The 19129-nt window shown below is 61.8% G+C and carries 18 protein-coding genes; 16 read left to right on the top strand and 2 right to left on the bottom strand.

The genetic code is table 11. The annotated features are described in order from the left end of the window. Positions 1 to 192 precede the first annotated feature (192 nt). From nhaA to C1722_RS08960, 8 genes are all read left to right on the top strand, one after another. A complete protein-coding gene (gene nhaA, locus C1722_RS08995) occupies positions 193 to 1845 on the top strand; it encodes a Na+/H+ antiporter NhaA (protein WP_102378931.1) in 1653 nt (550 codons plus the stop codon). Positions 1846 to 1916: 71 nt separating this feature from the next. After that, a complete protein-coding gene (locus C1722_RS08990) occupies positions 1917 to 2186 on the top strand; it encodes a DUF1905 domain-containing protein (protein ID WP_102378930.1) in 270 nt (89 codons plus the stop codon). A gap of 163 nt (positions 2187 to 2349) precedes the next feature. Further along, complete coding sequence (gene glmU, locus C1722_RS08985; RefSeq protein WP_102378929.1) at positions 2350 to 3723, top strand: bifunctional UDP-N-acetylglucosamine diphosphorylase/glucosamine-1-phosphate N-acetyltransferase GlmU; 1374 nt, start codon at positions 2350 to 2352, stop codon at positions 3721 to 3723. A gap of 165 nt (positions 3724 to 3888) precedes the next feature. Further along, positions 3889 to 4860 (top strand): ribose-phosphate diphosphokinase, encoded by a 972-nt coding sequence (locus C1722_RS08980; RefSeq protein WP_102378928.1) that lies wholly within the window; start codon positions 3889 to 3891, stop codon positions 4858 to 4860. Between the two features lie 31 nt (positions 4861 to 4891). Beyond that, positions 4892 to 5458, top strand: coding sequence for an aminoacyl-tRNA hydrolase (gene pth, locus C1722_RS08975; protein WP_102378927.1), 567 nt, complete (start codon positions 4892 to 4894; stop codon positions 5456 to 5458). Positions 5459 to 5463: 5 nt separating this feature from the next. Further along, entirely contained in the window at positions 5464 to 6831 is a 1368-nt protein-coding gene (locus C1722_RS08970) for a sodium-dependent transporter (RefSeq protein ID WP_102378926.1), read from the top strand. Positions 6832 to 6904: 73 nt separating this feature from the next. Then, positions 6905 to 8281 carry a DHA2 family efflux MFS transporter permease subunit gene (locus C1722_RS08965; RefSeq protein WP_244902507.1) on the top strand — a complete coding sequence of 459 codons (1377 nt, stop codon included), beginning with the start codon at positions 6905 to 6907 and terminating at the stop codon, positions 8279 to 8281. A gap of 103 nt (positions 8282 to 8384) precedes the next feature. Then, positions 8385 to 9584: an amidohydrolase gene (locus C1722_RS08960; protein WP_102379602.1), complete on the top strand. Its 1200-nt coding sequence runs from the start codon at positions 8385 to 8387 to the stop codon at positions 9582 to 9584. A gap of 60 nt (positions 9585 to 9644) precedes the next feature. On the opposite strand, the gene C1722_RS08955 is transcribed toward C1722_RS08960, so the two are convergent. Then, positions 9645 to 10589, bottom strand: coding sequence for a CPBP family intramembrane glutamic endopeptidase (locus C1722_RS08955; protein WP_146040636.1), 945 nt, complete (start codon positions 10587 to 10589; stop codon positions 9645 to 9647). A gap of 168 nt (positions 10590 to 10757) precedes the next feature. On the opposite strand from C1722_RS08955, the gene C1722_RS08950 reads away from it, so the two are divergent. The 4 genes from C1722_RS08950 to C1722_RS08935 are packed head-to-tail and all read left to right on the top strand — an operon-like array spanning position 10758 to position 14618. Further along, a complete protein-coding gene (locus C1722_RS08950) occupies positions 10758 to 11480 on the top strand; it encodes an ABC transporter ATP-binding protein (protein ID WP_102378924.1) in 723 nt (240 codons plus the stop codon). Between the two features lie 9 nt (positions 11481 to 11489). Then, complete coding sequence (locus tag C1722_RS08945) at positions 11490 to 13091, top strand: hypothetical protein (protein ID WP_102378923.1); 1602 nt, start codon at positions 11490 to 11492, stop codon at positions 13089 to 13091. Positions 13092 to 13103: 12 nt separating this feature from the next. Then, positions 13104 to 13499, top strand: coding sequence for a GntR family transcriptional regulator (locus C1722_RS08940; RefSeq protein ID WP_102378922.1), 396 nt, complete (start codon positions 13104 to 13106; stop codon positions 13497 to 13499). Then, positions 13500 to 14618, top strand: coding sequence for a DUF1648 domain-containing protein (locus C1722_RS08935; RefSeq protein ID WP_244902506.1), 1119 nt, complete (start codon positions 13500 to 13502; stop codon positions 14616 to 14618). Between the two features lie 250 nt (positions 14619 to 14868). Here C1722_RS08935 and C1722_RS08930 read toward each other — a convergent pair whose 3' ends face one another. Continuing rightward, positions 14869 to 15588, bottom strand: a complete 720-nt coding sequence (locus C1722_RS08930) for a TetR/AcrR family transcriptional regulator (protein ID WP_102378921.1) — start codon at positions 15586 to 15588, stop codon at positions 14869 to 14871. A gap of 93 nt (positions 15589 to 15681) precedes the next feature. Here C1722_RS08930 and C1722_RS08925 point away from each other — a divergent pair, with 93 nt between their 5' ends. The 4 genes from C1722_RS08925 to C1722_RS08910 all read left to right on the top strand — a co-directional run bounded on the left by C1722_RS08925 (position 15682) and on the right by C1722_RS08910 (position 19129). Beyond that, entirely contained in the window at positions 15682 to 16866 is a 1185-nt protein-coding gene (locus C1722_RS08925) for an aldo/keto reductase (RefSeq protein ID WP_102378920.1), read from the top strand. Positions 16867 to 17028: 162 nt separating this feature from the next. After that, entirely contained in the window at positions 17029 to 17538 is a 510-nt protein-coding gene (locus C1722_RS08920) for a MarR family winged helix-turn-helix transcriptional regulator (RefSeq protein ID WP_102378919.1), read from the top strand. 174 nt (positions 17539 to 17712) lie between these two features. Next, complete coding sequence (locus tag C1722_RS08915; RefSeq protein WP_102378918.1) at positions 17713 to 18885, top strand: ArsA family ATPase; 1173 nt, start codon at positions 17713 to 17715, stop codon at positions 18883 to 18885. Further along, a complete protein-coding gene (locus C1722_RS08910; protein ID WP_102378917.1) occupies positions 18875 to 19129 on the top strand; it encodes a hypothetical protein in 255 nt (84 codons plus the stop codon). The genes C1722_RS08915 and C1722_RS08910 overlap by 11 nt, the downstream gene beginning before the upstream one ends.

Genomic DNA, 19129 nt, shown 5'->3' with positions numbered 1-19129 from the left:
CAAACCCGACTCCTTCCGTCAAGCTGATACGAACAGGATAGCGCATAGTCGCTATCTTTTGGACGTGTGCACAGAAACCGGTTGAAAAATTGTAAACAGTTTATCGACTTCCTGATCGGTGCATGATTACGCGATAGTATACTTTCACGAACAGATCAGCCAAAACGCCGATAAGCCGACAGTGGGGTTCATATGACGGGTAGCAATACGGGCAAAGACACCGGTAAAGATTCTCTTTTCATCCAAGAAGTCGCCGGACACCAGGCGCTCTACAAAAGGATAATCCAGCTGTTCCACTCTTCGACCAAGGCGGCGGCGTTCATGCTGCTGGCCGCCATCGTCGCCCTCGTTGTCGCCAACACGGCGTTCTACGATCAGTTCTATGCGTTCTGGCATACCGAAGTGGGCTTTTTCTTTGGCGAGGCAACGGCCGAGATGTCGCTTGCCCACGTTATCAACGACATCTTCATGGCGGTGTTCTTCCTGCTCGTAGGCCTTGAGATAAAGTACGAGATGACGGTGGGCGAGCTCACGAACATCCGGCAGGCGCTGCTGCCCATCGTAGCTGCGTTCGGCGGCGTGTTCTTCCCGATCGTCATCTACCTCATCTTCAATGCGACGAACCCTGACACGGCTCACGGCTGGGGCGTTCCCACTGCCACCGACATCGCGTTCGCGCTCGGCATCATGGCGCTTCTGGGCAACCGCGTGCCCAACGGCATCCGCGTGTTCCTGAGCACGCTCGCCGTGGCCGACGACATCATCGCCATCCTCGTCATCGCCGTTTTCTACGGGCAGAGCCCCTCGGCGTTCTGGCTCATTGCGGCCGCCGTTGTGTTCATCGCGCTCATCGTCATGAACCGCCGGCACGTGTATTCCCTGACGCCCTATATCCTTGTGGGCATCGTGCTGTGGTACTGCGTGTTCATGTCGGGTGTGCACTCGACCATCGCGGGCGTACTGCTGGCCTTTGCGATTCCCTCGGGTTCTCGCGTCAACCTCAAGAGCTTCATTTCCTGGTCGGGCAACCGCATCAAGGAGGCAAAGGAGCTCTACGAGCCGAACGATCCGGTTATCGGGCAGAAGGATTACATCAAAACGGTGTCGAGCCTGAGCCGCGTTGCGCGTCAGGTGGTGCCGCCTGCGACGCGTCTCGAGAACAAGCTCTACCCGTGGGTGTACTTCGCCATCTTGCCGCTGTTCGCGCTCACCAACGCCGACGTGTCGTTCGTTGACGGCAGCCTCGGCAACATCTTTGCCGATCCGGCGCTCTACGGCGTGTTCTTCGGGCTGCTCCTCGGCAAGCCGATCGGCATCATGCTGTTCAGCTTCATCATCGTCAAAACCAAGCTCGCATCGCTCCCTGAGCATGCGAACTGGGGCCATATGTTCGGCGCGGGCATCCTCGGAGGCGTCGGGTTCACCATGGCCATCTTCGTGGCCAACCTCGCATTCGACGACCCCGCTATCGTGACTACGGCAAAGCTCGCGATCCTCTCGGCTTCGCTTATCGCAGGTGTCGTCGGATTTCTCGTGCTGTTCGTTCAGGCGAATGCGGCACGCAAGAAAGGCGTTGCCTACATCGCTACGGCGAGCGACGATGCAGGCCATCCCGCCTCCGACAAGGAGTACGTCGAGGCTGGCAAGCGCATGCTCGAAGAGATCGAAAGCCCCCTGCTCAAGGAGGAGATAGAGGCTGCTCAGCGCGAAGGCGACGGGTACGCGGAGATCGTCGTCGAGCTCGGATCGGACGATAGGCGCAGCGACCGAGCGGCCGATGAGGGATCGGCCGATCCCGACAGGATCGACGATGCGGGCGCGAGCGGTTCGGGCAAAACGAAGTAAACCGACGATGCGATGCTGCCCCGCTTGTACGGGGCAGCGCTTTTTCGGGACGGGATCGCGAAAGGAGCTCCGTGAACGATACAACGTACGAGTTCGATGCGGTTATCCGCAAGGTCGACGGCATCGACGGCGCCTATGTGGAATTCCCCTTCGACGTGCGCGAAGAGTTCGGGCGGGGGCGCGTGAAAGTGCATGCGGCCTTCGACGGGCACCCCTACGACGGCAGCCTCGTTCGGATGGGCACGCCCGGTCATGTCATCGGCATACGCAAAGACGTCCGGGCGGCGATCGGCAAACAGCCGGGCGATTCGATCCATGTGGCGATTCGGGAACGCGAATAGAGCAAAGCGCATGGGTGGCGATCGCATGGAGTCAAGCTTGACTGATCGTCGATCTTTCAGGCGTTGCGGTATACTGATTTCCACCCAAAGCGGCCGGGCGCGGCGCACCGCAAGGAGCTCGTTTCGCCCGGCTACACGTTTACGTTGATGGAGGATCGCCTCGATGGAACCGCGTGCTATCGTTCTTGCCGCAGGAGCCGGCACCCGCATGAAGTCAAAGAAACCGAAGGTTGCCCACGAGCTTTTGGGCAAGCCGCTCGTGCGCTGGGTCGTCGACGCCGCGCGCGTTGCGGGCATCGGCGAGGTGGTGAGCGTGGTCGGACACGAGCGCGAGCAGGTCATCCCGCTCGTCGAGGCCGATACGCAGATCGTCGTGCAGTACGAGCGCAAGGGCACTGCCGACGCGGTTGCCGTGTGCCGCGATGCGCTTGCGGGATTCGACGGCTCGCTCGTCGTGCTTTCGGGCGATTGCCCGCTCATCACGCCCGAAACCATTCATGCGCTCGTGGAAGAACGGGAGCGGAGCAACGCGGCGGTCGTGGTGCTCACCATGAACATGGACGACCCTTTCGGCTACGGTCGCATCGTGCGCGACGAGGCGGGCTCGGTCGAGCGCATCGTCGAGCAGAAGGATTGCTCGCCCGAAGAGGCCGCCATCGCCGAGTGCAACTCGGGCTTCTACTGCTTCGACGCGCAGGCGCTGTTCTCCGCGCTCGAGCAGGTGGGAAGCGATAACGCGCAAAACGAGTTCTACCTTACCGATGTACTCGAAATCTGCCGCAAGGCAGGGCGTCTCGTGTCGGCGCTCGTCACCGAAGACCCCGCTGAGTGCCTTGGCATCAACTCGCGCATCCAGCTTGCCCAGGCCACTAAGTTCATGCAGCGGCGTATCAACGCCCGCCATATGGCCGAGGGCGTGACCATGGTGGATCCCGATCTCGTCTGGATCGGCCCCGACGTCGCGATCGGGCGCGATGTGGTGATCGAGCCGCTCACCTTCCTACTCGGCGCAACCGTTGTCGGCGAGGACTCCGTTGTCGGCCCGAACTCCCGTTTGACCGATACCGTGGTGGGCGAGGGGTGCACGATCGACGAAACCGTTGCCGTCGAAGCCGCGATCGACGACGGCGCGATCTGCGGGCCGCGCGCCTACCTGCGCCCCGGAGCGCATCTGTGCGAGGGTGCGAAGGCGGGAACGCACGTCGAAATCAAGAAGTCGACGATCGGCAAAGGCTCGAAGGTTCCCCATCTCAGCTACATCGGCGATACCGAGATGGGCGAGGGCGTCAACATCGGCGCCGGTTCGATCACCTGCAACTACGATGGCGCGAACAAGCACAAGACGACGATCGGCGATGGGGTGTTCGTGGGCAGCGATACGATGCTCGTCGCTCCCGTGCGCATCGGCGAAGACGCGACCATCGGTGCCGGCTCCGTCATCACGAAAGACGTTTCGCCGGGCTCGCTTGCGCTCGAGCGGTCGAAGCAGGTCGAGATCGCCGATTGGAAATCGCGCCAGACCGCAGCGAAGCGATAGCGCGCCGATGCGCTCCGCACGAAGCGGGCAGCGCGATACGGAGGCGGTTGCCGGACCGATGGTGAAGAAACCACGATAGTTGACCGTTGTTGCGGTATCAGGCGGCGACGAGCGGATACAATACGAATCGACTGAATTCAAGGCGGAGTCAAAAGGAGCGCGTCGATGACCGAAATGCAGAAGAGTATGGCCGTTTTCTCCGGTTCGGTTAACCCCGAACTGGCCGATCAGATTGCCGAGTCGCTCGGCATTACGCTCGGCCATGTGAAGCTTGAGAAGTTTTCCAACGGAGAGATCTACGCGCGCTACCTCGAAAGCGTTCGCGGTGCCGACGTGTTCATCGTCCAGTCGGTTGCCGGCGAGCAGGTGAACGACGCCCTCATGGAGCTGCTCATCATGACCGATGCGGCCAAGCGCGCATCCGCCCGAACGGTGACGGCGGTCATCTCCCATTACGGCTATTCGCGCCAGGACCGTAAGGCCGCTGCCCGCGAGCCGATCACAGCCAAGCTCGTCGCCAACCTCATGACGGTTGCCGGCGTGGATCGCACGATTACCATCGACCTGCACCAGGGTCAGATCCAGGGCTTCTTCGACACCCCGGTCAACCACTTGACTGCGCTTCCGATCCTCGCCGACTACTTCAAGGCGAAGAACCTCGACATGGGCCGCCTGTGCGTCGTGAGCCCCGATGTGGGCCGCGCGAAGGCCGCTAAGAAGCTCTCCGACATCATGGAAGCCGATCTCGCCATCATGCACAAGGGCCGTCCCGGCCACAACCAGGCCGAGATCACGGCGCTCATCGGCGATGTGCGCGACAAGATCTGCATCATCAACGATGACATGATCGATACCGGCGGCACGCTCGTCGCTGCGGTATCGACGCTCAAGGCCCAGGGTGCCGATACGGTGTACGTGTGCGCCACGCATCCGATCTTCAGCGGCCCGGCGTACGAGCGTCTCGAGAACTCGGAGATCGAGGAAGTCGTCGTCTGCAACACCATCCCTGTGCCCCAGGCGCATCAGACCGGCAAGATCAAGGTCGTCTCGGTAGCGCCGCTGCTCGCGCGCGCCATCGCGAACGTGTACAGCAACGGCTCGGTATCCGACCTGTTCGATCCCGACTTCGCCCTGTAGGCCGTCGCCGGATTCGCGGACGAGACCGGATATGGCCGAAACCTACCTGATCGCGGGGCTGGGTAACCCCGGAGACGAGTATGCGCACACCCGGCATAACGCCGGGTTCGATACGGTCGACCTGATCGCCGATAGGCTCGGGGTGCGCTACTGGAAGACCGAGGGCGGTGCGCTCACCGCGAAGGCGGTCTACCGCGATACCGATCTCGTGCTCGCCAAGCCCCAGAGCTTCATGAACACGTCGGGCGGCCCCGTCAAGCAGCTTATGAACGCCTACGGCGTCGACGCCGATCACCTCATCGTGATTCACGACGAGCTCGATATCGATCCGGGCACGGTGCGCGTGAAGTTCGGGGGAGGCCATGCGGGGCACAACGGCCTGCGTTCGATCTGCGATAAGCTCAATACGCGCGATTGGTTTCGGGTGCGCATCGGCATCGGCAGGCCTCCCGGGCGCATGAACGTAGCCGACTACGTGCTCTCGCTCCCGCGCAAAGAGGCCAAGGACGATTTCGAGGTTGCCTGTTCGCGCGGTGCCGAGGCGGTGTACTCGCTCGTCGATCATGGGCTTGCCAAAACCCAGCAGGATTTTAACTGATCCGCATGGCATCCGCGGCTTCCGAAGGAAACGGATCGTCCGGTAAGGCGAAGGCGCGCGACGGCTTTTCGAGCCGCGCGGCGTTCATCATCGCGTGCATCGGCTCGGCGGTGGGCATGGGCAACATCTGGCTGTTTCCGTACCGTGTAGCCGAGTTCGGCGGCGCGGCGTTTCTCATCCCGTATTTCATCTTCGTTGCCTTGCTCGGCTTTTCGGGCGTGCTTGGCGAAATGGCGTTCGGCCGTGCGATGGAGTCGGGCCCGGTCGGCGCGTTTGCGAAGGCGTGCAAGATGCGCAAAACCCGCAATGGCGAGCGCATCGGGCGCGCGATCGGCTTCGTTCCCATGCTCGGGTCGCTGGCGCTCGCCATCGGATATTCGGTCGTCGTGGGCTGGTTCCTCAAGTATTTGGCTTCGGCGGTTACCGGGGAGCTTACCCAGGTGGCCGATACCGGTGCGTACTTCGGAGCTATGGCCGTCGATTTCGGCAGCATCGGATGGCACTTCGTCGGCCTTACGCTCACGTTCGCCGTCATGGTGCTCGGCGTATCGCGCGGCATCGAGCGCCTGAACAAGGTCATGACGCCGCTGTTCTTCGTCCTGTTCGTCGTGCTGCTCGTTCGCGTGGCGACGCTTCCCGGCGCCGGGGCGGGATACGAGTACCTGTTCGTGCCCCGATGGGAGGCGCTCGCCAATCCCACGACGTGGATATTCGCGCTCGGGCAGGCGTTCTTCTCGCTTTCTCTGGCAGGAAGCGGGACGCTGGTGTACGGAAGCTACCTGAAGAAGGACGTCGATGTGGTCTCGTCGGCGCGCACCGTTGCCGTGTTCGACACCCTTGCCGCCCTGCTTGCCGCCATGGTGATCATTCCCGCGGTGTTCTCGTTCGGGTTCGACGCCGCCTCGGGTCCGCCGCTCATGTTCATCACGCTTCCGGCGGTATTCCAGCAGATGCCGTTCGGCTCCGTCATCGCGGTCGTGTTCTTCTTCGCGGTGCTGTGCGCAGCGGTAACTTCGCTGGTCAACCTATTCGAAACGCCGATCGAGGCGCTTCAGCACGAATTGAAGCTTTCTCGCGGGGCCGCCGTCGGCGTCGTTGCCGCCGTTGCGGCGCTCGTCGGCGTGTTCATCGAAAGCGGTTCGTCCGTTGGCACCTGGATGGATGTCATCTCCATATTCGTCATCCCCTTAGGAGCCCTGCTCGCTGCTATCATGTTTTTCTGGGTTTGCCCGAAGGGCTTTGCGCGCAGCCAAGTAGAGCTCGGCCGCGGCAAGCCGCTCGGCAGATGGTTCGAGGTCTTGACCAAGTACGTGTTCGTGGGCATTACGGCGCTTGTCTACGTGCTCGGCATTTTCTTCGGGGGCATAGGGTAAGGCGCCGGTTCGCGGCTGTCCGATGTGCGCATCGGCGGCACGGACGTTTGAGGGACGAGGTTTGGCAGGCGGTATGGCAGCAACATCGATGATAAAAGGCGAGCGCGCGCAGGTGTATGCGCTGTTCGCCATCGTTATGCTCGCGGGCGCGTTCGGGAATCTTTCGCAGACGGCGGTAAACGCCATGATGCACGGCATTCTCGGCGAATTCGGCGTGGACGTGGGGCTCGGGCAATGGCTTACGACCAGCTACATGCTCGTGCTCGGCGTGACCGTTCCCGTTGCCACCTTCTTCTCCCGCCGTTTTTCCATCAGGCAGCACGTGTTCATCGCGCTCGGGTTCTTCTGCGCGGGATCGCTGCTCGACTGCATAGCGGTTGACTTCTGGATGCTGCTCGGCGGCCGCGTGCTCCAGGCGGTTTCGACGGGACTGCTCATGCCCCTCATGCAGACGATCGCCATGACGAAGTTTCCGACGGATCGCCGGTCTACCGCCATGGGCATCGCGGGCATCGCCATGGGCTTTGCTCCGAACATCGGGCCCACGATCGGCGGGGCGATGATCTTCTCGTTCGGGTGGCGCAGTTTCTTCTACCTGCTCCTCGCTGCGGTGATCGTGCTTGCGGCGGCAACGGCACTGTGCATTGCGGCCGAAAAACCAGCCGACGGCGCGGCAAAGCTCGATGCGGTCTCGCTCATGCAGTCGACGCTCGGCTTCGGGGGCTTGCTGCTCGCGTTCTCGAACGCGAGCGGTTTCGCGCTGACGAGCCCGTTCATCTGGGTGCCGCTCGTGTTGGGCATTCTGTTTCTGGTTCTGTTCGTGCGCAGGCAGAACCGGGTTGACGATCCGCTTATCAACATGGGCATCTTCAAGTCACGGCAGTTCACTTCGGGCTTCATGGCGCTGAACTTTCTCCACGCTTCGTTCATGGGCATCACGCTCGTCATTCCCCTGTACATCGAGGGGCTGTGCGGGGGCACGTCGCTCGATGCGGGAATCGTCCTTCTGCCGGGCACCCTTGCGGCGCTGTTCCTCAACCCCGTCGCCGGTGCGCTCGTCGACCGCATCGGCATCCGGCCGGTTGTGATGGTATCGGGCGTGCTTCTGGCGTTCGGGTCGATCATCATGGTGTTCGTCGACGAGAACACGCCGCTTTTCGTGACCATGTTGTTCCAGGCCTTTCGTGCATTCGGCGTTTCGGGGTTGATGGCGCCCCTTATCTCGTGGAGCCTCGCCGATCTGCCGCGCAGCATCGTCACCGACGGCAGCTCGTTCTGCATCGCGGTACGCCAGGCCTGCGCGTCGCTCGGCACCTCGGCCATGGTGTACCTCATCACCGTCGTGTCGCCTACAGCTGCAACGCCGGCGCTCGCCTACCAGCTCGCCTTCGCGTTTTCCGCGGTGTTCGCGGTTCTGACGTTCGCCTATATCGTTGTGCGCGTGAAGTAGCGGGTTGCCCGCCGCGTCCTGCGGTTGCGTTCGGAACCGTCGGTTGGCGCCGTCGCTTTCGTTTATGGTAAGCTTGAGATAAAAGCGAGCGATGGGATATGGTGTGGAGCAGAGGGCAACGGAGAGAATCAAGGCAATCGGCGCGGCGATCGAATCGAGTATCATCGCAGATCGCAGGTACTACCACGCCCATCCCGAACCGAGCGGGAAAGAACATGCGACATCGGAGTCAATCTGCGGGCGGCTCGATGCCCTCGGCGTGCCGTACCGGCGCGTCGCCGAAACGGGTGTAATCGCTTCGGTTCGGGGGACGGCGGAGGCTTCAGGGGAAGCTTGTCGCGCTATCGCCCTACGCTGCGACATCGACGCCCTTCCCGTGACCGAACGGACGGGGTTGCCGTACGCGTCGGAGAAGATCGGCATGATGCACGCCTGCGGGCACGATTGCCATATCGCCATGATGCTCGGCGCAACGCGGATCCTGCGCGATCTCGCCTCGGAGTTTGCGGGTGAAGCGCGCATTCTCTTCCAGCCGGCCGAGGAGATATCCATCGGGTCGACCAAGATGATCGAGGCGGGCGCTCTCGACGGGGTCGATACGATCTACGGTGCGCATATCTGGAGCGAAATCGATGCGGGGCTGTTCTCGTGCGAAGCGGGTCGCCGGATGGCCCATACCGACTGGTTCCGCATCGACATCGAGGGTGTGAGCGCGCACGGCTCGATGCCGCACAAAGGCGTCGACGCGATCGTTGTGGGAGCCGAGATGATCGATGCGCTGCAGATCCTCGTCAGCCGCGACATTTCGCCGTTCGAGCCCGCAGTCGTGACGGTGGGGGAGTTTCATGGGGGAGAGGCGCGCAACATCATGGCGGGCTCGGCCTACCTGACGGGTACCGTGCGAACGTGGAGCGACGAGCTGCGTCGCGAACTGCCCTCGTGCATCGAGCACATTGCCGAGAAGACGGCCCATACGTTCGGCGCCGTGGCTCGCGTTACGTACGAAGAGGGCAACGCCGGGCTTTCCAACGATGTGAAATGCGCAAAGCGCGCCCAGCTCGCGGTGGCGGAAGTTCTGGGGGCCGAGGCGCTTGGCAAGTACCGCGGAACGCTTTCGGGCGAGGACTTCTCGGAATACCTGCGCGTCGTTCCTGGCGTGTTCGTGTTCATCGGGTGCCGCAACCCCGAGGTGGGCGCGAGCCATCCGCAGCACAGCTGCTATTACGATGTCGACGAGAGCGTGCTCGCGAAAGGGTCGATGGTTGCCGCCCAGTACGCGATCGACTTTCTGCAGGGGCGGTAGCAAAGGGCCCGCTTTCGCGAACCCTTTGTTCTCCTGCAGTTGTTAAGCCGAGCCGAATCGCTAGGCGTTTGAGGCCGTCGGCTCGGCCGGCTTGCGCTGCTCCTCTTTGCGCATGGCTGCGCAGCAGGCGACGGCGGCCGCGATGAACCCGATGCCTCCGATGATGCCGATGGGCATGGGCCCGATGAAGGGGTTCCCGCCCGATATCGAGAAGAGGGCGGCGGCGCTTACGAATCCGTTTACAGCGCCGTGGCCGATGACTGCGGGCAGGCAGCTCTTCGCCTTGAGCGAGAGGTAGCTGAACAGCGTGCCGATCACGATGCAGAAGATGCACATGGCGAAGATGCCGAGAAACGGCCAGCCTGGATACCCCACGCCGTAGTTGTGGCCGATCACCGTGAGGGGTGCATGCCATAATCCCCAGATCACACCCGTGATGAGAACGGTCGGGATAAACGAGAGCTTCTCGTGGACCTTCGGCACGAGGTAGCCTCGCCAGCCCCATTCCTCACCGAAGCAGGTCAGGCAATTGAGGATGGGGGAGAGCACGACGCCAACGGCGAGTTGCGCCCAGAGCATCGTCTGCATAACGTCGCCCGGTATGGTTTCTCCGCCCGAGGCTCCGGCGGCCTGCTGGATCATGAGCGCGGCGGCCGACATGGTGGGATCGAAGTCGTTCGGGAAGACGAGGAAGTACAGCGCGGCCCCGACAACGGTGAGTGCGGCGGGTCCGAACCAGGCGATGAGATAGTACTTGAACGTATGCCTGAAGTCGACGGGTTTGATCATCGCGTTTTTGAACCCCTCTTTGGTGATGAGCCGCGTGAGCAGCACGCCGATCGCCGGTATGAACATCATCGATCCGATGATGAACTGCACGGCTACGGGCGGCGCGGCAAGGGCGCTGCCCATACCGGTACCGGTGGCCAGGGGGATGACTACCAGTATCTCGAGTGCGTAGGTGATGGCGAAGGTTATCGCCAGATAGATGCCGATTCGCTTCATGGTATGCTCCGTTCCGTATCGCCCGATTGCCCCTTGCATTGCTGTTCTATCTGTTATAGCATAAATATAACAATAAGGCACAGCCAATGCAAGCGAGAATTTGACGATGCGACATATTGGACCTGCGGCCTCGGGTTTTCGAAACGGCAAAGCAGAAGAGGAGCGCTCATGGACACGCGTACACCGGTACTTTCAATCGAGCATTTCACCAAAACCTTCGGATCGAAGCGTGCGGTTGACGATGCGAGCCTGACGGTTATGCCGGGCGATATATACGGTTTCGTCGGACACAACGGCGCCGGAAAAACGACGCTTATCCGTTCGGTGGTCGGCGTTGCCGGTTTCGACGGCGGTACCATCCGCATCGACGGCACCTCGATCGCCGCCGACCCCCTCGCTGTCAAGCGGATCACGGCCTACGTGCCCGACAACCCCGACGTGTACGATTTTCTGACGGGGATCCAGTACCTCGATTACATCGCCGACATCTTCGAGGTTCCTGCCGCTGTGCGTCGCGAGCGCATCGAGCGCTATGCCGGCAAGCTCTCGCTTACGCCGGCGCTCGGCGACCTCATCTCTTCGTATTCCCACGGCATGAAGCAGAAGGTCGTGCTCATCGGCGCGCTTTTGCACGAACCGAAACTGCTCGTGCTCGACGAGCCCTTCGTCGGCCTCGACCCCGAGGCCTCCTATATCCTGAAGGGGCTTATGCGCGAACTGACCGAGCGGGGATCGGCCATCTTCTTTTCAAGCCATGTGCTCGAAGTGGTCGAGAAGCTCTGCAACAAGGTTGCCATCATCAAGGCCGGTAAGCTCATCGCCGACGGACCGACCGAAGAGGTCGTCGGCGATTCCGGCCTCGAGGCCGTTTTCCTCGGTTTGGGAAAGTAGGCGGTTGCGATGTTGCACGGATTGGGGCTTCTGCTCAAGATACAGCTGCTTGGCACCTTCGGGCTCAACAAAGCCCTCCATACCGATCGCGCAAAAGCGAAGCGGTCCATTGCCTTGTTCCTTCTCGCGGTCATCGCCATCGGTGCGCTCTGCGTCGGCTACAGCTTGGGTGCGGCGTTCGGCCTCGGCTCTTTCGGCCTTGCCGACGACATTCCGTTCGTTGCGGTGCTTGTGGGGTCGCTCGCCGGGGCGGTTGCGGCGTTTCTCAAGGCGAACGGCGTACTGTTCGCTTTCAAGGACTACGACATCGTCATGTCGCTGCCGGTTACCACGATGGCGGTCGTGCTGTCGCGGCTCGCGGCGCTCTATGCGGTTGCTCTTTTGTTCGGAGCGGTCGCCATGCTGCCGGCGTTCGGCGTGTATGCGACGTATGCGGGCGTTTCGTTCTCCTCGGTCGTCATGGTCGTGCTTTCGGTGTTTTTAGCGCCGCTTTTGCCCATGACGGTAGCGGTGCTGCTTGCGGTGGGCATCTCCGCCGTTGCGGCGAGGATGCGCCACGCCAATATCGTGACGGTCGTGCTTTCGATCGCGGCGGTTCTTGCGATTATCGTCGTTCCCAACGCGATAGTGGGCTCGACTGGCGGCGACGACGCCGAAATCATGGCGTTTCTGGCCCAGCAGCTCTCGGCGATGGCGGCGCTTCTTCCGCCCGTTGCATGGGCGAGCACGGGCATCGTGAGCGGCGATATGGTGGCATTCGGGCTGTTCGCGGCGGCATCGATCATTCCCGCTGCCCTCGGGATCGCCCTGATCTCCCATCGGTTCGCATCCATCAATACGCTTCTCATGGCAAGTCGTCCGAAAGGCTCGTTCTCGTTCGACGCGGCCGGCAAAAACGAAGCATCGGCCAAGCCGCGCTCGCCGCTCGTGGCTCTGCTTGCCAAAGAGGCAAGCAGACTCGTATCGACGCCCATCTACCTGATGAACTCGTGCATCGGATACGTGCTCGTACTGGTTGCCAGCATCGCGGCTGCGGCTGCGTCCGCGCTCGGGATGCTGCCGCCCGAAATTATGGGCGGCAAGGTGGGCGCACTCATTGCCGCCTTCCTCCCGTGGATGATGGCGTTCTTCGTCGGCATATCCTCGACGACGGCTGCCTCGGTTTCGCTTGAGGGCAAAAGCCGATGGCTCATGTATACCGCGCCCGTATCGGCGCGGACGGTGCTCGGGGCGAAAGCGCTTTTGAGCCTTGCGATCGCGATCCCCTCGGTGCTGGTGGGCGGTGTTCTGCTCTCGATTGCATTCGGGGTGGGGTTGTTGTCGGGGGTTCTGGCCGTGATCGTGCCGGCGTCGGTGGCGGTGTTCGTTACCGTGTTCGGTCTGTTCGTCGATGCGCGTCGTCCGCGCTTCGATTGGAAGAGCGAATACGAGCCCGTGAAGCGTTCGGTTGCGGTTACGATCACGGTGTTCTCGGGGTTTGCAATCGTGCTCGCCGGCGTTCTCGCGACGGCCGCGGCGGGGGCGATCGGTGCTATCATCTTCTCGGTCGCGCTTGTTGCGGCTGCGTGGCTCTTGTTCGGGAAATTGTCAGCGGCGCCGTTGCAGGAATAGGGGTGGGATCGAATGATCATACGAATCGACCAGAAGTCGAACGAGCCGCTGTATTTGCAGTTGCGGTCGCAGATCATCGCGTCCATCGCCCAGGGCACGCTCGAACCCGGCGATGCGCTTCCCTCGGTTCGTTCGCTTGCGAGCGATCTCGGCATCAACCTGCATACGGTCAACAAGGCCTACGCGGTGTTGCGCGACGAGGGGTACGTGGTCATGCGGGGACGTTCGGGCGCCTATGTGGCCGATCCGGCCGATCACGGACCCGCGCAGACGGAAGCCGGGCTCGCCCGCATGGATGAAGCGCTGTTTGCGCTTGCGCTGGAATACCGTGCCCACGGCGGTCCGCAGGAAGAATTCGTTGCCCGCGCCGCCGCGCAGGCCGAACGGGCATATAAGGAGGAGCGATAGATGAATGCGTCGATGGACACTACCGTGATTATGGGTCTGACGATCGTTCTCGTGCCGATCGTCGGCGTGCTCATGGCGCTAACGCCGTACCTCATGAAGAAAAGCGAGTGCTTTACCGTTACGATTCCCGAATCGGCGGCGAACGATCCGTATCTCAAGGGCCTCAAGCGCCGCTACCTCGCGATCATGCTCGTTTTTTCCGCTGCGCTTACGGCGGTGGGGTTCGCGCTCATCGCCCTCAGCATCCCCTCGGGTGTTCTGGCGATCGTTGTGGTGGGCACGCTCGGTATCTGCGTCGTCGGGTATGCGCTCATGCTGCATTACCGTAAAAAGGTTTCGACCTATAAGGCAAAGCAGGGTTGGCGCGCCGAGGCGCAGGAGGCGGTCGCCGTGGTGGGGGAGCGCGATGTGCCCCGCGCCATCTCGCTCAAATGGAGTTTGCTGTACGTGCCGGTGCTGCTTGTGACGCTCGGCGTCGGCATTGCGGGGTATGCGAGCATGCCCGACGTGATCCCCATGCAGGTCGGGTTCGACGGGGAGGTGAGCAGGTGGGTCGACAAATCACCGTTCATCGTATTCATGCCGGTGCTCATCCAGCTGTTCATGATAGCGTGCCTCGTGTTCTCGCACTGGAACATCCTGCGATCCAAGCGCCTGTCCGATCCGAACGCACCCGCTACCTCGGCTCTCGCCTACGGTATGTTCGCCCGCGCGCAGAGCATCTTCCTGTTGGCGATGGGCCTTGCCATCTGCATTGCGATCATCCTCATGCCGCTTTCGTTCATCGGGCTTGTCTCGCTCATGCAGGGCGCGGTTGTAATCATGGTCGTGTGCCTCTTCATCGTTGTAGGCGGCATTGCCATTTCGGTCGTATACGGCCAGGGCGGCGCGCGCCTATTCGCCCGCATGGGGGCAAGCGAAGAAATCCTTGCCGACGACGACGCGCATTGGAAGTTCGGCATATTCTACTTCAACCGCGACGATCCGAGCCTGTTTCTGCCCGCCCGCTTCGGGGTGGGGTGGACCTTTAACTATGCACGGCCTGCCATCTGGGCCATTATGGTGGGCGGCTTGGTGCTCACCGTCGCGTTCGTCGTGGTGATCATGTCGTTCGGATAGGGTGCGTGGTGCGCTGCGGCGTTCGGCGCATGCCAGCTCTAGCCTAACGGCGGAATCGTCGGAACGTGGCAGAAAAAGGACGGTATTCGTCGTTTAAGCCCGTTCGGCACGATGGGGCGCAGGCTGCAAAACAAGACCGCTTCATCGCCCCTGTTCAGCGACACGTCCTGAAATCTGGCCTCAGAAGAGATTCCGGGTGGCGACGAACGCCGTCACTTTTCTGCCACGAAGCCGGGCGGCGGTCGTCTGCCTAGCGGCGGGCGAGCTCGCGGTATCCCGTCAGCTGAACGACGAGGAACCGTTCGAGCGCGGGCTCGAAGGGCTGGGCAGTCTCTTCGCACCCGATGATACCGCAGTTGCGCATGGCCTCGATCTGCTCGGGCTTCGGGTGTGCAGCGGGATAGAGCCCCGAAACGTAGTGCGTCGTTGCCATGATCAGCTCCATCGCGCTGCTCGGCGCAAGAAAGCCGAACAGGCGAGCAATCTGGGTTGCCGCAGTTTCTGCCGCCGCGTATATCCTTCTCTTGCAGGCGGTAAGCGCCTCGACGTCGACGTTCGTCTCGATGATCGTCGTCAGCAGCGCGCCGATGCGCCCGAAGTTGCGACGGCGCATGCAGGCGGTTGCGAAGAATCGGGCGAACCGCTCGAAGGCGCCACCCCCGTCGTCCTCGCCGCTTTCGGCATCGGCAGGGATGCGCTGCGCTTCGTTTCTCTGGTAAACGGCAACATCGGCTGCGAGCGCCTCGATGTCGCGCACGTAGAGCCTCAGGAAGATCTCCTCTTTGGTGGCAACGTAGTGGACGAGGTTCGCGCGGGAGAATCCGAGGCCGTCGGCGATCATCGTCATCGTGATATCGCGGTACGCATGCACGTCGAGCAGGGTGTCGGCTGCAAGGAGGATCGCCTCCATGCGCGCCTGCTTCTGCTCGTCGGTGCGCGCTCGCTTGAACGAGCCGTCTGCTTTTGGCATGTTCCGCTCCCGTTTTCCTTGACAAGTTGCGGAGTGCAACTTATAGTACCTAAATTACATCATGTAACTTATTTTACTGGGAGGCGAGGCCCCATGCAATATCGGATCGACCCGCGAAGCGGAGCTCGGCTGTCGGCCCTCGGGTACGGCTGCATGCGCTTCCCCCTCACGGCGCTGGGTCGCATCGACGCCGACAAGGCCGAAGCGCTCGTGCTCGATGCGGTGGGCAAGGGCGTCAACTACTTCGACACGGCCTATCTGTACCGGGGCAGCGAAGAGGTGCTCGGCGCCATCATCGAGAAGAACGGCTTGCGCGGCAGCGTGCACATTGCCACCAAGCTTCCGCACGGGTCGTGCACGTCGTTCGAGGATTTCGATCGCTTCCTCAGCATACAGCTCGATCGGCTGCGCACCGATCGCATCGACTACTACCTCGTTCACAACATCATGAGCTTCGAGCAGTGGGAACGGCTCGTCGATCTGGGTATCGAGAGATGGGTTTCCGAAAAGAAGCGCTCCGGCGCGATCGAGCGCATCGGGTTCTCCTTCCACGGTTCGCAAGACGATTTCATGCGCATGCTCGATGCCTACGATTGGGATTTCTGCCAGATTCAGTACAACTACCTCAACGAGAACTACCAGGCGGGTCGCGCGGGGCTCGAGGCTGCCGCCGAGCGGGGCCTGCCCGTCATCGTGATGGAGCCGCTTCTGGGCGGCAAGCTTGCGGGCGGCCTGCCGCGCGATGCGGTGCGAGAGTTCGAGAAGGTCGATCCGAGCGCGTCTCCCGCAGCGTGGGCGCTCGCCTGGGTATGGAACCACCTCCAGGTAACGGTGCTCCTGTCGGGGATGAACGACCTCGATCAGCTTGCGGAAAACGCCGCCGTTGCCGAGCGAGCGCTGCCCGGCAGCATGAGCGAGGCCGATCACGCCGCCGTCGCCGCAGCTGTGGGCATCATAAGCGAAAGCTACCGCGTACCGTGCACGGGGTGCAACTATTGCATGCCCTGCCCGAAGGGCATCAACATTCCCGCGCTGTTCTCGGCATACAACACCTCGTTCGTGACCGGTCGTTTCGCGGGGATGTACCAGTACGTTGTTGCGTCGGGGGCTATGGGCGACAATTCGCGCCTTGCGAGCGATTGCATATCGTGCGGCGCGTGCGTGAAGAAGTGTCCCCAGCGCATCGACGTGCCCGCATCGTTGTCAGAGGTTCGCCGTCGCCTGCAACCGTTCTTTTTGCCCCCTGCCCTCGAAGTGGTGAAGCGCGTGATGCGCTGAAGCGGAGACGTCCGGTCGGGCATTGGGTGCCGATGCTCTAGCGGGGGCGGGTTCGCTGCTGGTCGAGCTGGACCATGCGCCGCGAGCCATGCGCTGCGAGAATTTTTCTTGACAAAGGAATACTTCGGTGTAAGAATTAAATTACTTCGAGAAAGGAAGTAAATGACAGCATCGACGAAGCAGCCCGTATTCCCTCTTGAGGGCACGATTTGGGATTTTCTCGATGCGTCGAAAGATCTGTTTGCCGCCGAACGCTGGCAGAGCGTTCTTATGGATTGCTCGAAAAACGAGCTTTTGGCGTTGGTGCACGTGTATCGTGCGGGGGAGACCACCATGTCGGGCATTGCCGATTATGTGGGGGTTCCGCTCAATACGGCGACGGGCATCGCGAACCGCCTCGAGCGCCGCGGGTTGGTGGAGCGTTGGCGAAGCGAGCAGGATAAGCGCGTGGTGTCGGTGCGCATTACCGAGCAGGGCAGACGGCAGGTGGCCGATGTCATGGAAAACGTCGGCGAACTGGTAGGCGTGCTCTTCGGCGATCTAACCGACGAAGAGCAGCGCGTGTTCCTCAAGGTCGTCGGCAGGATCCCCGAGCTTTTATCTCGCGAAGCGGGTGCGGCGAAAACGGCGGGTGCGGGACGAAGGGGCGTTAAGCGCATCGCCATCGAATGAGCAGGCGAGCAAGGCGGTACTCCTATCGGGCAGCGCTTGCCGATTGCGAGCCGAATGCGACCGGGTCGGTACGCGCGGGTTTCAGGTGCAGTCAGAAGAGCGGCGGCGACGCCGTTTTTCTCAGGAAAATAGTTCGAGTAAAGAATAATTCGATGAAAGAAGTAAGGAGCGAGCATGACGCGCATACGAATTTTCACCGGCAAGGGGGGTGTTGGCAAGACGAGCGTTGCTGCCGCCTGCGCGTGGGGTTCGGCTTCGCGCGGGTCGAGGACGCTTGTGGTGAGCACCGATGCGGCGCACAGCATCGGGGATGTGCTCGATCGTCGGATCGGACCCGATATCGTACACGTTGTCGAAAACCTCGATGCAATCGAGCTCGATGCCGATCGCATCATGGAAACCGAGTACGGCGACATGGTGCGCGGCATTACGTCGATGATGGGCAGCATAGGAGCGGCCGATGAGGTACCGTTTTCCCTGCCGGGTTTCGACGGCCTGTTCTCCCTCCTCAAACTGATAGACTACGCCGAAAGCGGAGAATACGACTCGATCGTCGTCGATTGCGCGCCGACGGGAGAAACGCTTGCCCTGCTCAAGTTTCCAGAATTGTTGAGCTGGTATGTGGAGAAATGGCTCCCGATCGGGAAGGTCGCAGTGCGCGTGCTCTCGCCCGTTTCGAAGAAGATCCTCAAAGTAGAGCTTCCCGATAAACATGCGATGTCCGACATCGAGCGGCTCTATGCGCGCCTCCTCGATCTTCAAGCGCTTCTGAAAGACGGCGAGAAAACCACCGTACGTGTGGTTACGCTGCCCGAGAAGATGGTGGTAGAGGAGACGAAGCGCAACTATCTCTATCTGAACCTGTTCGGATACCGCGTTGACGGGGTGATCGTCAACCGCGTACTGCCCGTCGAGGCGACGACGGGGTTTTTCTGCGAATGGGCTGATATCCAGCATCGTTGTATCGAAGGGCTCGAGCACGTGTTCGCCGAGGTGCCCATGGCGCAGGTGCCCTGGTACGAGACCGATATCTGCGGCGTTGCGGGCATCCGCCGTCTATCCGAAGCCATGCCCGACGAATCGACGTTCGAGCAAGCGCCGAACGTCGAGCACGAGCGCTACGAAAAAACCGAAAGCGGTTGGCGTTTGAGCCTGTTCGTTCCGCTTGCCGAGAAGGGCTCGCTCGAGCTGTATCGTGCCGGCGCCGATCTCGCCGTGCGCATCGGCGGGTTTACCCGATGCCTTCCGCTGCCGAATGTGCTTGCAGGCGCAGAGGTTGCAAGGGCGAAACTCGAAGACGGGCTGTTGACCGTTGAGTTCGATCAGGAGGCGCGCGATGAACGCTGATTTCGTTGAGAAGATGCTGCAGGCAAAGCGCTTGGAAGCGCAGGCGATGGCCCTGCTCGTGCCACCCGAAGCCCGCCTTGCTGCCGCGGCTGTCGTGCGCGCGTGCTCGGCAGCCGCGCTCAATGTGCTCGACGGCTCGCATGCTCCTTCTCGGAGCGCGTCGCCGGGCGCATGCGAGGGTAGCGCGGCCGTCTCGGCGAAGCGAAGCTCCCGCTCCGGCATGCAATCCATTCCCATCGAGTAG

The organism is Raoultibacter timonensis (genome assembly GCF_900240215.1).
Classification (GTDB): Bacteria; Actinomycetota; Coriobacteriia; order Coriobacteriales; family Eggerthellaceae; genus Raoultibacter; species Raoultibacter timonensis.
Note: the sequence above shows the minus strand (reverse complement) of the source record. Positions and strands in the feature narration are given on the sequence as shown.